A 15038-nucleotide genomic window follows, 5' to 3' on the forward strand; every position below is an offset into this window, starting at 1 on the left:
CGACGACATGGAGGACCGAGTCTGAAGACTGTAGCGTCATGCTGACGCCTAGCTATCTACCACCCGCTCAGAACAGCAGTAACTGATGGTCGGTAAGACGCGCGAAATCATCGCCGACAAAGGGCAGGATGGCATCGGCCACCGGCAGGAGCTGACGGCTGATGTAGTGATCGTAGTCGATCGGTGCCTGCAGGTTTTCCAGCGGCTCAGGGCCAGCGGTGGTGATCACGTAACTGATCCAGCCCCCACGCTGGTACTGCAGGGGGCGCTGCAGACGCCTGTTGTAGTCGTCGGCAAGGCGCGCAGCACGCACATGCGGCGGCACGTTGCGCTGGTAATCGGCCAACGGGCGACGCAGGCGCTTGCGATAAACCAGCAGTTCGTCCTGCTCGCCCGCCAACGTTCGCCGCACATACTCGCGCACGTAATCACGGTAGGGCTCGCTGCGGAACACACGGCCGTAGAGTTCCTGCTGGAACTGCCGGGCCAGCGGTGACCAGTCGGTGCGCACCGATTCCAGGCCCTTGTAAACCATTTCTTCAGCACCGTCGGGCCGCTGCACCAGGCCGGCGTAACGCTTCTTGCTGCCTTCGTCGGTACCGCGGATGGTGGGCATCAGAAAGCGCCGGTAATGCACCTCGAACTGCAACTCGAGCGCACTCTGAAGGTTCATGGTTTCGTGCAGATGGGCTTGCCACCATTGGTTGACCTTTGCCACCAGCTCGCGGCCGATGCGCGCCGCGTCTGCCTCGGCATGGGCGCCCTTGAGCCAGACAAAGGTGGAGTCGGTGTCCCCGTAGATCACATCGTAGCCGCACGCCTCGATCAGGGACCTGGTCTGGCGCATGATCTGGTGGCCGCGCATGGTGATCGACGACGCCAGGCGCGGGTCGAAGAAACGGCAACCGCTGGAGCCAAGCACTCCGTAGAAGGCATTCATGATGATTTTCAAGGCCTGTGACAGCGGCGCATTGCCCTCGCGCTTGGCCGCTTCCCTGCCCTGCCACACCCGTTCGACGATGGCTGGCAGGCAGTGCTGTGTGCGTGAAAAACGCCCACCGCGAAAGCCCTCGACCGAATGTGCGTCGTCAGGCAGACGCAGGCCTTCGATCAGCCCGACCGGGTCGATCAGAAAGGTACGGATGATCGACGGGTACAGGCTCTTGTAGTCCAGCACCAGCACCGAGTCGTAAAGCCCTGGCCGCGAGTCCATGACAAAGCCGCCGGGGCTGGCTTCGTCCGGGCGGCTGCCAAGGCTGGGCGCGACGAAGCCAAGGCGGTGCATCTGTGGAATGTACAAGTGACAGAACGCGGCTACCGACCCACCGCTGCGGTCCACGGCCAACCCCGTCACCGACGCACGTTCGAGCAGGAAGTCGAGCAGCCGGGTATGGGCGAAAATGCGCGTGACCAGTTCGCAGTCCTTCAGGTTGTAGCGCGCCAGGGCCGGTTTGTCTTCGGCGAAGCGGCGATTGATTTCGTCCATGCGTTGGTACGGCGTGTCGATGGCCTTGCCTTCACCCAGCAGGGTCTGGGCAACGTTCTCCAGGCTGAACGAGGGAAAACTCCAGGTAGCCGAACGCAGCGCCTCGATGCCATCGATCAGCAGCCGCCCCGGCGCATCGGCGAAGACATGGCCGCCGCCGGCATGGCTGCGCAGGGTCATGACCGCACCGTTGCGCCCCAGGGCCAGAGGCACCTGCAACGACTTGGCGTGCTCATGCAGCAGGCGCAGGTCGAACTGCACCAGGTTCCAGCCAATGATCGCGTCCGGGTCATGCCTGGCCATCCACTGGTTGAGCCGGGTGATCAAGGCGGCGCGATCAGCGCAATACTCCAGGTCGAAGTCAAGCCCGCTGGCATCGCCGTTGGCCGGGCCGAGCATGTACACCTGGCGCTGACCACAGCCCTCCAGCGCGATGCTGTACAGCTCACCACGCTCGCTGGTCTCGATATCCAGCGACACCAGGCGCAGCGCCGGGCGATAGCCTGGCAGCGGCCTGAGCTGGGCTTCCCGGTAAACGCCCTGCGCATCCGGCTGGCCAGTGAACTGCACCGGCGCCGTGATGAAGCGCTCCATGAGGTAACGCTCCGGCGGGCGGATATCGGCCTCGAACACGTCGATACCGGCCGTGCGCAGACGCTGCTCCAGTTGCATCAACTGGCGATGCTGGCGGGTATAGAGACCGAGCATCGGGCGATGCTCGAAGTCTTTCAGGCGCAGTGGCTTGAGCTTGGTCCCTGCTTCGTTGGCCAGCAGCCCACGGGCATGCTCGGCCTGCGCCTGAGGAATGAAAGCCACAGACTCCTGCGCCGCCAGCCGCAACAGCCGCGGCCCGGCATCGGTGGCCAGCCAGAACTCCACGCAGGTGCCTTCCGGCGTATCGTGCCAGTGCCGGGTCAGGACAAAACCCTGCTGCAACTCCACTGCGTCGACCTCTGGATTGTCTGTAGATGGCGTTATTCTACCTGTGTCGTGCCTGGCATGAGTGTTTTAGCGCCTGTTACGCAGCCGGTGCATCCTCGCCGACTGATGCTCGATCGGGTATTCAACCGTACAGGTAGTTGATGTCCTTGTAGACCAGCGGCGGTACCCGGCCGAGCAGGAAGTCACGCAGCTTGTGCATCTGCCGCGCTTTTGGGCTGGCCTTGAGCCAGGTCATGTAGTAACCGTCGCCGGTGGCCACGGCATGTTTGAAAGGCGTGACCAAACGTCCGGCGGCCAGGTCGGTACTGGCCAGTACCAGATCGACCACTGAAATGCCCAGGCCTTGCTGGGCGGCCGATATGCCCTGGTCGAGGGTATCGAACACCTGCCCCTGATCGATGCTGATGTCCAGCGCATCCATTCGCGCCAGCCAACGCCGCCAGTCACGCCGGTCGGGCGACGGGTGCAGGAACTCGCATCGGGGCAGGTCGGACAGTTGCGGATGTGCCTGCGTCATGTAATCCGGATGACATACCGGGATCAGCCATTCATCGAACAGCTTGAAGCTCTCGATATCGGCGGGAAAACGCCCGCTGGCCAGGAGAATGGCGCAGTCGTAGGGCTCGGAATAGAAGTCCACGCTGTCGATATCCATCCACACACTGGATAGCTGCACGCTGCAGTTGTCCTCGACCTTCTTGAAGGCATCCAGCGCCCGCAGCAGCCAGCGCACCGTAAGCGTGGACGGCGCCTTCAGGCGCAGGCCGTAGCGATCCTGACGCAGCAGTGCGCAGGCATTTTCGATGATCTTGAAGCCCACCTTCAGCTCTTGCGCCAGCAGGCGGCCGTGCTCGGTCAGGCTCAGTTTCGGGCCCCGACGTTCGAACAGGTCGCAGCCGAACAGGGCTTCGAGGGTCTTGATGTGGTGGCTGACGGCACCCTGGGTCAGGGCCAGCTCTTCAGCCGCACGGGTGAAAGAGCCATAGCGAGAGGCCACCTCGAAGGCACGCAGTGCGTGCAAGGCCTGAATCCGTTCCGACATGGAGGCGTCCCGAGCATGAGTAAGACTAATAGTAGGTCATAGTTCCACGCGTTTTACAACGACAGGAGCGTCTCGGAAAATGCAGGTAAATAACAAACATCACCAAGATCCTGCCTGCATGTGACTGGAACGTTCACTTAAATCAACGCCTGGGGAAATCATGTTTACGGGATATGGAAATTGCTATCGCCTGGATGCGCTGGAGCTCGCCGCTGAACATGGTTACAACATGCAACACTGGACGTTCAAAACCATAGAACACTTCCGCAGCATTCTTGCCAACCCCGAATTCCCCTGCCTGTTCGGCCGCAAGGCGGTAAACGGCGAAACCTGCCACATTCTCTTCGCCCGCGCCGAGCAACTGGCCGATGACATCGCACAGGGCCTGGCCAATTACGTGCGCACCGTCGCACCGATCGCCCCCAAGCAGCGCATCGGCAGCCCTTTGGTGGTGTTTCTCGAAACCGCAGCCGGCAGCAGCCTGGCCGAGCAGCAGGCCTTGGCCTGGAAGGTACTGCGCGGCGTGCACGCACGCGACCCACACCCTTGGCCTCAGAGCATCCCGACCGATCCCGACGATGCCGGCTGGTCGTTCTGTTATGCCGGCATGCCACTGTTCATCAACATGAACTTCCCCGGTCATCAGCAGATGAAAAGCCGCAATCTGGGCCAGCACATCACCTTCGTCATCAACCCGCGGGAGAACTTCGACGAAGTGGCCAACGCCAACACCGAGAGTGGCAAGCGCATCCGCGAGCGCATTCGCGAGCGCGTGCACCACTACAACGACGGCGTTGTGCCCGACACCCTTGGCTTTTTCGGCGATACCGACAACTACGAGTGGAAGCAGTATCAACTGCAGGAGACAGGCTCGCTCAACCCGTCACGCTGCCCGTTCCACGCCCATGCCGCACACCAGGCGACAACCGACATACTGATCGAGAACTGACCGTGAATACCGCACTCACCGCCACCTATGCCCTCACCGTGCTGCTACTGATCGCCACTCCCGGCCCGGTGGTGGCACTGATCGTCAACACTGCGGCCGCCTCCGGCTCGCGCAAGGCCATGTTCACCGCCGTCGGCACCAACTGGGCTTCACTGGTGCTGATCGGCGCGGCAGCCTGGATCATCCTCACCAGTGCCGCCATCGACAAGGCATGGCTCAGCACCATGAGCCTGCTGGGCTGCCTGTTCATCGGCTACATTGCCATCGGCACGCTGAGGGACGCCCTGCGCGCACCCGCGTCTGACTCGGCGAGCGAGGCCCCCAAGGCTGGGCGCGGTGGGCTGATGCAAGGCTTCATGGTGGGCATTTCCAACCCGAAAGACATCATTTTCTTCATCGCCTTCTTTCCGCAGTTCATCCAGATCACCGAATCATTCGGCAAGAGCATGGTGGTGCTGTCACTACTGTGGGTGGCCATCGATTTCGCCGTGCTCAGCCTGTACATCTTCGCCATCGGCAAGATCGCCTCGCAGCGCAGCAACCGCGTCATCAGCCTGGCCTCGGGCGTTGCCCTGCTGCTGATCGCCGCCGGCGGCTTGCTTTACAATCTCAAGGAACTGGCGGCCTGAATCTGCTGCACCGCGCCTGGCATCGGCGAAGGAGAGACCATGACCACGATTGACACGCGCCCGTCTCCTTCTCCGCTGCAGCAGGACTACCAGCGTTTTCTCCTGCTGGGCAGTCGCCGTGCACCCTATACCCTGCATGTGCACGAAACCGGCTACCGCTCCGGCACCATCAACACCGATGCCCTTGGCTTGCGCTACAGCCATTGCGCCGGCAAGCGCTTTTCGGCGGCCGAGCACGGTGGTGCGTCACGCATCAACCTGCTGGTCGGGGGCTCCACAGCCCTGGGCATCGGCGCCAGCTCCGACGAACACACGGTGGCCTCGCACCTGTCGATGCTCACCGGCGAAGTCTGGCTGAGCCTGGCCGGCTGCGGGCTCAATGCCACCCAGGAATTGATGATGTTCCTGACCCACCAGCACCGCCTTGGCCAGCTCGGCCATGTGGTGGTGCTCAGTGGCCTCAACAGCCTGGCCCACGAAGCCCTGTGTGAAGTCCTCGCAGGTACCAACGACCCGCAGCATGCCAAGGCCTACCAGGCCTTTCTCAACAGTTTCAGCGAAGGCCTGCAGCCCTGTGCACCACCCCGTCGGCAGTCGCTGTGGCGGCGCATCGGCCAGGCGCTGGCGCCTCCTGCGGCCGCGGCCCCGGTCAGCTGGCCGCTGTCGCCCCCGGAAAAACGGCTGGCCCGTGCCGCCGACAACATTGGCCGTACCTTGCGCCAATGGGACCGCTTGCTAGCAGACAGCCACGCCACGCTCACCTTCATCCTGCAACCCTTGCTGCCCTGGTGCAGGGATACTCTGCCCGCCGGTGAGCAAGCCATGCTGACCGCGCTTCAGCAACAACCGGCGAACTTCGACCGGCTGCTGGAGGGCGCATTCGACAGACAGTTGCATTCGACATTTTTCCGCCGCATCAAAAGCCAGGCCGACCCGGTGCCCTGCTACGACATGAACTGCATGCTCGACAGCTCGCCAGTGTTCGGCGCCGACCTGTTCATCGACCGCCTGCACCTGAACGATCTGGGCAACAATGCCTTGGCCAAGGTGATCACCGCCAAGCTTGGGCTGGCCCAGGAAAAACATGCCCAGCGCAAGGTCACGCCGATCAAGCTCGTCTGACAGTTGCCGAGTGGTCTTTCGGCCACCCCTCTTGGATGGGTAGAATACGTCGTCGTTACGATTTGTCCGAGGCGCACGCTTGACCGCCATGAACACCGAAGCCGTCCATCCGTACCTGGCCATCCATGGGGTTCGCCTGTGAGCCTTGTGCGACGCCTGCCCCCGCTGTTGGCTGCGCTGGTGCCACTGGCCGCGCAAGCGTTGGAGGTACGCATTGACCCTCATGCCGACTTGCTCTACCGTCAGGCCTTGCCGCTGCTGGAGCAGGCCGATGACCAGGGCGATGCTGCCAGCACGCTGCGCACCGCAGTGGGCGGCGACCCCGAGCTTAGCCGCCAGGGCCAGGCCATGGCCCACACTTTGCCGACAGCGGTAGCCCTGCTGAAAAAATCGGTAGCGCTTGGCCACCCGGTTGCGCAGTACCGCCTGGCGCTGTACTACATGACGTACCTGCCCGTCGCGCAAATCCCGGAGGCCGCCTGCCCGTTGCTCGAAGCCAGCCTCAAGCAGGGGTTTGCCGCACCCGCGCCAGCCATCGCCACCTGGTGCCGGCCCTACAACGTCAGCAGCGAGTACCGTACAGCGCTGGAGGCCATCCCCAGCATGGCCACCGTGTACGCCCCCTACTACCCGCAACCGGCCACACGCCTGGCCTGCAACCGCAGCCGGCCACAAGGCCTGGAAATGCTGTGGGGGCGTCAGCGCGACTACCAGGCCGAGGTGTACCGCCTGCTTGGCGACCTCGACCCACAGCAGCGCACGAGCCTGCTGCAGAAAGCCGTAGACATCAATGGCTGCGCAACGGCGCAACAGCTGCTGACCAGCCGCCCATAACCCAGGTGCATTCGGGGCCGCTTTGCGGCCCTGTTGTCAAGTGGCCACTGAGGTTGAGGCGAACACACGTCGACCAGCAAGATCGTTCAAGCCATCCCCTGCCCCGTCTGTCATGCTGGCCTGCCACGTAGCCGTAATGCAGCCATCATGCCCCACATCGCCCGCCAAGCCTTCCTTCACGGCGCCATTGCCATTATCCCGTTGTCCCTGGCCGTTGCCCCTTGGGGACTGCTGGCCGGTTCCATGGCCATCGAGGCCAACCTCAGCGCTTGGCAGGGGCAAGGGCTGTCGGCCATCGTCTTTGCCGGCGCCGCGCAGCTGGTGGCCATTGGCATGCTCAAGGGGGGTGCCAACCTGGCGTCGATCCTGCTCACCACCCTGCTGCTGACCTCGCAGCACCTGCTGTATGGCCTGTCGATGCGCCCGGTACTATCCAGCCAGCCGCTGCGCTGGCGCCTGGGCCTGGGCTTTCTGCTGACAGACGAATTCTTCGCCCTGACCAGCCAGTACGACCAGCAGCAATTCAACCGCTGGTATGCCTTGGGGGTGGGCCTGACCTTCTACATTGCCTGGAACCTGTTCACCCTGGCCGGCATACTGCTGGGCCAGAATATTCCACACCTGGACCAGTTCGGCCTGGATTTCTCCATTGTCGCCACTTTTGTCGCCCTGATCGCCCCGCTGGTGCGCAACCTGGCCACCGTGGTGTGCGTAGCCGTGTCGCTGTTCTGTTCGGTGCTGTTCAGCTACTGGCACTGGGAAACCGCCCTGGTGGTCGCAGGCCTGCTGGGCATGAGCGCCGGGTTCATTTGCCAGAAATTCGCCGGAGCCCGCGCATGACCTGGATCCTGATTTTCGCCATGGGCGCCATCGTGTTCCTCAACCGCTACGCATTCCTGGAGCCACGCCTGCCCTTGCGCCTGAGCTCGAATGCCCGGCAGTTTCTCGGCTTTGCCGTGCCGGGCATGCTCACCGCCATCTGCGGCCCGATCATCTTCATAGCTGACCACCAGCTCAACCTAAGCCTGCTCAACCCCTACCTGCTGGGCTCCCTTGTGGCCATCGCCCTGGTGCTGTTGACCCGCAGCGTGTTGCTGAGCATGCTGGTGAGCATGTTGATCTTCTTCTTTCTACGCAGCTGGCTGGCATGAGCACACCCTTGCGCGAGCAGACACACCTCTGGCAGGCGCCAGCCCTGGGCGACGTCGAGATGCTGCACGCTCGCTACTATCAGCAGCGCTTCGCCCCGCATGTGCACGAGGGCTACGTATTCACCGTGATCGAGTCGGGCGCCCAACGCTTCTGGCACCGCGGCAGCGAGCATCTGGCACCGGTCGGCAGCATGGTGCTGATCAACCCCGACGAACTGCATACCGGCGCTACGGCCCATGAAGCCGGCTGGCGTTATCGCGGCTTCTATCCCGAGCACGAGCGGGTCACCGGTGTGCTCGACGAACTGGAACTGGGCCGCCACGGTATGCCCAGCTTCAAGGACAGCGTGATCCATGACCCGGCCCTGGCCCTCGCTTTCAGCCAGCTGCATCAGTTGTCTGAAGCCAGCGCCAGCGCCTTGCAGCAGCAGACGGCCTGGCGCCAGGCGGTGCTGGCCCTGGTGCAGCGGCACGGGCAGTGCGCCGAGCCTTCGGCACCTGGCCACGAACCCCTGGCCGTAGCCCGCGCCCGCGAACTGCTGGAAAGCCAACTGGCCGACCCGCCCTCACTGGAAACGCTGGCGGCAGCAGTCAACCTGTCGCCGTTCCACTTCGCCCGGGTGTTCCGCCAGGCCACCGGACTGCCACCCCATGCCTGGCTGAAGCAACGCCGCCTGGCCCGCGCCCGCGAAATGCTGAAGCACGGCCTGGCCGCTTCGCAAGTGGCGTTCGACCTCGGCTTTGCCGACCAGAGCCATTTGAGCCGGCAGTTCAAGCAAGCCTATGGGGTGACCCCCGGGGCCTATCGGCAAGCCTGCGTTCACTCTGCTCTACGCGCGTGAGAGGCAGCGCCCTCTCGAGAATGCAGACCCGCCAGCAGCTACCAGATTGTGCAGTTGAGCACTTCAACAGGTCACGTTCAGAAACCAAGCCCTGAATCCCTTGCACGGCACGAGCATCAACTTTAAACATGCTGTTTATAAGTAACGAGTTGTTGCTGCGCCGCAAGAGCAGCCACTTGCAGCTGCCGCAGCGCGCCTTGCAAAGGCCGCAAGAGCCTGGCCAACCCTCTGCTACACTGACAAGGCTGAACGGAGGATCCTGCCATGTCCGAAAGAGAGCTCACCACCCTTCTGTCGTTGATGAACCAGCGCCAGGCCTGTCTGAGCAGTGCCTGCAAGGAGATTGCCGACTGGATCGACCGGCAGGGCGATGTGCCCGCCGCCGGCAAGATCCGCGCTAGCCTGAAGGCACTGGAGGCCGATGAGGCCCAGGTTCGAAAGACCCTGACGTCGCTGACCCTCGACAGGCCGCTGCCGCGCTTTCGTAGCTGAAAGGCGCAGTTGAAAAAAGGGCCGCTGAACGCGGCCCTTTGATCTGTCAGTGGCTCATGTGCATGTGATCATGCCCACCACCCGCGTCGGCGTTGAGTGCACGCACTTGTGCCTGAACTTCCAGGGTTTCCTTGGCGCCCTTGGCATCCTCGATGGTCAGGGTCAGAGGCACTTTGTCACCCTCCTTCACCTGATTGTGCAGGCCCATCAGCATGACATGCAGGCCATTCGGGTCCAGGGTCACTGCCTTGCCGGCTGGCAACTCGACAGCCTTGACCTCACGCATGCCCATCACGTCACCGTTCATGGTCATCTCGTGCACCTGCACAGTCTTGGCCACGGGCGAAGCCACGCCTACCAGCTTGCTGTCGCTGCTGGCGGTCAGGACCATGAAAGCACCGGTGGACTGCTGGTGCGGCACGCTGGCACGCACCCAGGCATCACTCACGGTGGTCTGGGCCAGGGCCGGCAAGGCCAGCCCCATCAGTACCAGGGCAGCCAAACCGCGTTTGATCGGTTGCATCGACATTCAGCAGATCTCCATCAGGGTGACCAGGTCTTCGGCACATTCCTTGGCGTTCAGGGAATGGCCCAGGCTCAGGCGCAGCGTGCCACGTGTATCGTAGACGTAGCTGGTGGACGAGTGAGAAATGGTGTAGGTGTCTCCGGCCGGAACCTTCTCGTAGAACACCTTGAATTCCTTGGCCACCGCGGCAATTTCCTCGGGGGTGCCGGTCAGCGCGGTGAACGTCGGGTCGAAGGCCTTGACGTAGGCATCGAGCACCTCGGGCGTGTCGCGCTCCGGGTCCAGGGTGATGAACACCACCTGGAACAGGTCGCGGTCGCGTCCCCTCAGCAGCTTGCGAATCTGCGCCGCACGCGCCAGCGTGGTCGGACAGACAGCCGGGCACTGGGTGAAGCCGAAGAAGACCATCGGCATGCTGCCGTAGAAGCTCGACAGGGTGCGCACGTTACCTTGCGGGTCTTTGAGGCTGAACTTGCGCCCGAGGATTTCGTTGCTCATGTTCTTGCCGTACTTGAACTCGAGCCCCCGGGCCGGGCTGCAGCCTGCCAGCAGGCCAAGCCCGAGAACGCCCATGCCGGCGACAACCGCACGCCGGGTCAAAAGATCATTCATGAAACCATCCTTTACAGGGAAGGTGCCGGCCCTCGGGACGGGCCGGTCGAAAAACCGGGGCATTCTGGCATGACACCCAGAGGGGTTCTACCCGACCAACGCGGGGATGGCCTGCAGCCCTTTGAATACGGGCTGCGGCCTGTTGTCGCAGGGGTTGAAACCGTAACACTTTGTTGCTAAGGGAGCCGCCTTCAACTCAGTAGTAGGCGTTTTCTTTCTGGCTGTGGTCAGTCACGTCGCGCACGCCCTTCAGCTCCGGAATACGCTCGAGCAGGGTGCGCTCGATGCCTTCCTTCAGGGTGACATCGGCCTGGCCGCAACCCTGGCAGCCACCACCGAACTGCAGCACGGCAATGCCGTCATCGACCACGTCCACCAGGCTCACTTGGCCACCATGGCTGGCCAGGCCCGGGTTGATCTCGGTCTGCAGGTAGTAGTTGATACGTTCGTTGATCGGGCTGTCTTCGTTGACCATCGGCACCTTGGCGTTCGGCGCCTTGATGGTCAGCTGGCCGCCCATGCGGTCGGTGGCGTAGTCAACCAGTGCGTCTTCCAGGAACGGTACGCTGACGGCGTCCAGGTAGGCGGTGAAGCTTTTCAGACCCACGGCGGTGTCGTCAGGCTTCTCTTCGCCCGGCTTGCAGTAAGCGATGCACGTCTCGGCGTACTGGGTGCCCGGCTGGGTGATGAAAATGCGAATGCCGATGCCGGGCGTATTCTGCTTGGAGAGCAGATCGGCCAGGTAGTCATGGGCGGCGTCGGTAATGGTTATAGCGCTCATGTAGGTTCCTCACAGACTTGCGGCCAAGTGTACGCCAACCCGGCCCTTGAACAAAGTCCTAGCAATTGACTCGGGAAAGCGCATATTCCGGGGCCGCCCCCCGTTGCGCCGTCAGCCAGGCCTGCATTCGCCGGTACAGGCCGCGCTCCAGCCACTGGTAGCTGAACCACGACATTAGTCCAATGGACGGCACGCACAGGGCAAATGTCAGGAACGGGTTCAGCTGCAGCCGCTGGCTGGCGAACCAGCCTGCATACAGCACCAGCACATGAATCAGGTACACCGAGTACGAACAGTCGCCAAGGGCCTTGAGCAGCCGATTGCCCTGGAACAGCGGCTCCATGGCCACGAAGGCCAGCACAATCATCGCGCTCGGCATACCCCAGTGCAGCAAGCGCTGGGAAGCGTCCAGATAGTAGATCGCCAGGCCCGCCACACCGAGCAACGCCAGCGGCAACCACCGGCCCTGGCGGATCAGCCCGCGGCGGTACAGTACGCCGACACCAATGCCCAGCAGAAACTCGTAGATGATGTCGTTGTTGTAGAAGCGGCTGACCACGCCCATGCGCCCCAGTACCTCACTGACCAGCAACAGTGCGGCAGTCACCAGCAGCAGGTGATGCTGTTGGCGTACCAGGAACGCCAGGCCGAACAGCAGGTAGAAGAACATCTCGAAGTTCAGCGTCCAGCCCACGTTCAGGGTCGGGTACAGGCCGTAGCCACCTGGGTTTTCCGCCGGGATGAACAGCAGTGACAGCAACAGGTGCGGCCAGGTAAACGCCTGATGTGGCATACATTGGCTGCATGCCAGCAGCAACATGGCCATCAGGGCGGTGTAGAACCAGTAGGCAGGAACGATGCGCAGCGCCCGGTTGAGCAGGAACTGGCGCGGTTCGATGGCTTTGTCGCGGGTCGACAGGTAGATGACCAGTCCACTGATGACGAAGAAGATGTCGACGCCTACCGCGCCACGGTTGGTAAGCAGTTGGCCGATGGGGCCGGTGGCGTGGAAGTCGAAGAAGATCTGCATGAAATGGTGGCAGACCACCACCCAGGCGGCGAACGCCCGCAGTGCCTGAAGCGAATACAGCATGGAATACCCTGCGCTTGGCGGTGCATTGAGGCCCGTATCGAGTGCAGAGGCCAGCGCCAGCCTTGATGGCAGCGCCATACTCGCGAAGGGCTGCAAAGCAGCCCCTTTGCAATCGATCAAGACCACCCACCGTTTCCGACCGCAGGGCACTCGGAAAAGTCAGCCAACCCGATCAGAGGTTCTCGTAGCGGTTCATGTCCAGCACGCCCGCCTCGACCGGTTCGGTCTCCTTGATATAGCTGTTCAGGTCGTGGAAGTAGTGCCAGAACGCTGGGTGACTGCGGCGCACACCCCAGCGCATGACAATGCGCTCGAACTTCGCCGCGTCATCTTTCGCATACTCCATGTCCTCGACGAACTCCGGCACATCCTTGGTCGGGATGTTGAAGATGAAGTTCGGGTAGCTGGTGAGCACACCCGGGTACAGGGTCAGGGTATCCAGCCCCGGCTGGTAGCGGTACGCCTCACCCAGCAGGAACGCCACGTTGCTGTGCGCGCGGTTGCGCAGCAGGCTGTACACCTGACGCTGGCCGTCCTGCCCTTCGATACGCAGCATGGTCGCCTCGGGCAACTGGTTGATCACCTTCAGCCCGGCCGCCGGGCGCGACACCAGTCGGCTGAGCGACTGCTCGGCATTGCGGAACTCTTCGCTGATCTGCGACCGTGAGCAGAACGCGCCCTGGCAGCGATTGATCGGGTCCGGCGCGGCATTCAGGCTACCGGTGCGCTGCAGCAGCTTCAGGCCAAAGTCGCGCTTGGGGTTGCGCGAGTCGAGCTTGATACCACTCGGGGTGTCGGTGTCGATGTCTTCATAATCCATCCACATCTTCACCTTGCCACTGTTCTGGTACCAGTCGCCAAGGATCGCCTTGCGCTGGTCGGCCGGCATCAGGCGCAGGAAGTTGATCTCGGCGCCATTGCGGATCAGGTCGAAGTACAGGCGCGTCTGCAACTGGTGCGAAACGTTGCCATACACATCGAAGTTGACCGCCAACTGGTAATACGTGCGCTCGAACAACGGGTAGTCGAACAGCCACACAGTCAGCGGTACATCCCCCACCAGGCCCTTGGTCACCGATGCGCTGTCGAAGTGGCGGAAGATGCTCAGCAGCGCATTGTCGTTACCGGCCCACAGCGTCGACCATCTCGGTGCCGGCATTTCGGCATAGGCTTCACGGCGCAGTTTCTCGTAGTCGTTGCGCTTGTCACGATAGGCGTGCCACAGGCTCAGCACACTGCCCACGTCATCGATCTGGCCAGGCATGGCCAGCAAGGGCGTAGCCTTGCCCCGATACTCGGCATCGGTGATGTAGCGATCGAAGGCCGGCTCCTGGAACAGCGCCCAGAAGTTGTCGCGGATCACGTCAGTGGCAATCTGCCCGCGGCACACCGGGCCACGGATGAAGGTGCGCACGAAGTACTCGGCGTTATCCAGCATGAACTGGTAGCGCGCCACCGCCGGGATCGCCTCGAAGGTTTCAAACGGATTGGCCCGGTGGCGCGGGCCGTAGCCCGGAAGCGCGGTGGCATGCCAGTCGCCGGCGTAGAACAGCTGCTTCACGCGCTTAAGTTTCTGCGGCCCCATCGGGTAGGTGATGTGCGTCTTGTGCACGATCACGCCCTGCACCGGGATCAACCGGTAGTAGAAGTCCGTGCCCGGCGGGTCGTTGGGGCGGCGGGTGGCAATGATATCGACCGGCTTGCCACTTGGCGTGCGCGAGCGCACCCACTGGAAGAAGTGGCCCTGCTCGCCGCCAACGAAGTAGATATGTGCCAGGAACAGGTGCTCGTACAGCCAGCGGCCCACCAGCGCCTCGGTGGAACCCGGGCGGTTGAGCAGTTCTTCCCACTCTGCGATTTGCCTGGCCTCGGCCGCGCTAGGCTGGATCGGCTGATACTCCACCGGCGCACCGGCCGCCAGCCAGCGGCGCATGGTGGTGTATTCGTCGTCGGTCAGCCCGGTCACCGCCAGCGGCATGCCCTCCTTGGGGTGTGCGCCGGCATAGGCGTCGAATTCATGGGGCAACGGGCACATGTTGTTGCGGCTCAGGCCCAGGACGATCTCTTCGGGCAGCTTGGCGTTGGGCGTAAGCGGGGTTTTGTGGCCCAACTCCAGCATGCGCGCCATCAGCGCAGCCTGACTGCCCTGGTTGTCGAGCACCGAGTAGAAGCCCTTCTTGCGCCATTGCTCTTCGCTGTGTGCGTCGTAGAACAGCCGCGTGGTGGGCACCGCCTTGCTCCGCTCGCCCTGGTACACCGGGACCTTGCTGGCCCCGCGTACAGCGCCTTCAGGGCTTTCCAGCTTCAGCTGGCAGGCGGCGTCGTTGCAGGCATGGCAGGCCACGCACTTCTCGGTAAAGATCGGTTGAATGTCCCGGGTGTAGGAAATGGCCGGGCTCGACTGGGGGGCTTGCCCGAATGCCGCGCCGCTGATGAGCAGGGCGAAGGCGCCAGCAAGGATACGATGCACCATGTGCGGAAAGTCCTGGTTCTTGAAAGCCATCACGATTTGTTGCCTGGTCATCCTGGGTGCTTTG

Annotated in this window: 15 protein-coding genes; 8 read left to right on the plus strand and 7 right to left on the minus strand. The window is 62.8% G+C overall.

The annotated features are described in order from the left end of the window. Positions 1–67: 67 nt before the first annotated feature. Entirely contained in the window at positions 68–2428 is a 2361-nt protein-coding gene (locus AC3B5Q_RS16480; protein ID WP_103462707.1) for a DNA polymerase II, read from the minus strand. A 121-nt stretch (positions 2429–2549) separates the two neighbouring features. Then, positions 2550–3470 (minus strand): LysR substrate-binding domain-containing protein, encoded by a 921-nt coding sequence (locus AC3B5Q_RS16485; protein WP_021782834.1) that lies wholly within the window; start codon positions 3468–3470, stop codon positions 2550–2552. Between the two features lie 160 nt (positions 3471–3630). On the opposite strand from AC3B5Q_RS16485, the gene AC3B5Q_RS16490 reads away from it, so the two are divergent. The 8 genes from AC3B5Q_RS16490 (at position 3631) to AC3B5Q_RS16525 (ending at position 9489) form a co-directional block, all read left to right on the plus strand. Next, positions 3631–4419 (plus strand): YqcI/YcgG family protein, encoded by a 789-nt coding sequence (locus tag AC3B5Q_RS16490; RefSeq protein ID WP_274148372.1) that lies wholly within the window; start codon positions 3631–3633, stop codon positions 4417–4419. Between the two features lie 2 nt (positions 4420–4421). Next, complete coding sequence (locus AC3B5Q_RS16495) at positions 4422–5048, plus strand: LysE family translocator (RefSeq protein WP_021782836.1); 627 nt, start codon at positions 4422–4424, stop codon at positions 5046–5048. 39 nt (positions 5049–5087) lie between these two features. Then, complete coding sequence (locus tag AC3B5Q_RS16500) at positions 5088–6170, plus strand: hypothetical protein (RefSeq protein ID WP_103462708.1); 1083 nt, start codon at positions 5088–5090, stop codon at positions 6168–6170. 138 nt (positions 6171–6308) lie between these two features. Then, positions 6309–7004: an SEL1-like repeat protein gene (locus AC3B5Q_RS16505; RefSeq protein ID WP_021782838.1), complete on the plus strand. Its 696-nt coding sequence runs from the start codon at positions 6309–6311 to the stop codon at positions 7002–7004. Positions 7005–7151: 147 nt separating this feature from the next. Continuing rightward, positions 7152–7844, plus strand: a complete 693-nt coding sequence (locus AC3B5Q_RS16510; RefSeq protein WP_021782839.1) for an AzlC family ABC transporter permease — start codon at positions 7152–7154, stop codon at positions 7842–7844. Then, positions 7841–8155, plus strand: a complete 315-nt coding sequence (locus tag AC3B5Q_RS16515) for a branched-chain amino acid transport AzlD family protein (protein ID WP_021782840.1) — start codon at positions 7841–7843, stop codon at positions 8153–8155. Before AC3B5Q_RS16510 ends, AC3B5Q_RS16515 begins: the two co-directional genes overlap by 4 nt. After that, positions 8152–8997, plus strand: a complete 846-nt coding sequence (locus AC3B5Q_RS16520) for an AraC family transcriptional regulator (protein ID WP_338443689.1) — start codon at positions 8152–8154, stop codon at positions 8995–8997. Before AC3B5Q_RS16515 ends, AC3B5Q_RS16520 begins: the two co-directional genes overlap by 4 nt. Positions 8998–9261: 264 nt before the next feature. Beyond that, positions 9262–9489 carry a hypothetical protein gene (locus AC3B5Q_RS16525; RefSeq protein ID WP_003250422.1) on the plus strand — a complete coding sequence of 76 codons (228 nt, stop codon included), beginning with the start codon at positions 9262–9264 and terminating at the stop codon, positions 9487–9489. 46 nt (positions 9490–9535) lie between these two features. Here AC3B5Q_RS16525 and AC3B5Q_RS16530 read toward each other — a convergent pair whose 3' ends face one another. The 5 genes from AC3B5Q_RS16530 to AC3B5Q_RS16550 form a co-directional block, all read right to left on the minus strand. Next, positions 9536–10018 (minus strand): copper chaperone PCu(A)C, encoded by a 483-nt coding sequence (locus AC3B5Q_RS16530; RefSeq protein ID WP_103462709.1) that lies wholly within the window; start codon positions 10016–10018, stop codon positions 9536–9538. Continuing rightward, positions 10019–10627, minus strand: coding sequence for an SCO family protein (locus AC3B5Q_RS16535; protein WP_003250418.1), 609 nt, complete (start codon positions 10625–10627; stop codon positions 10019–10021). Positions 10628–10823: 196 nt separating this feature from the next. Further along, positions 10824–11408 carry a Fe-S biogenesis protein NfuA gene (gene nfuA, locus AC3B5Q_RS16540; protein WP_003250416.1) on the minus strand — a complete coding sequence of 195 codons (585 nt, stop codon included), beginning with the start codon at positions 11406–11408 and terminating at the stop codon, positions 10824–10826. A gap of 58 nt (positions 11409–11466) precedes the next feature. Continuing rightward, positions 11467–12501 (minus strand): acyltransferase family protein, encoded by a 1035-nt coding sequence (locus AC3B5Q_RS16545; protein WP_488392677.1) that lies wholly within the window; start codon positions 12499–12501, stop codon positions 11467–11469. A 172-nt stretch (positions 12502–12673) separates the two neighbouring features. After that, the gene (locus AC3B5Q_RS16550; protein ID WP_101196630.1) at positions 12674–14974 is read right to left on the minus strand and encodes a fatty acid cis/trans isomerase; all 2301 of its coding nucleotides are present in this window, start codon (positions 14972–14974) and stop codon (positions 12674–12676) included. Positions 14975–15038 lie beyond the last annotated feature (64 nt).

This window comes from Pseudomonas sp. D5(2026) (assembly GCF_057766845.1).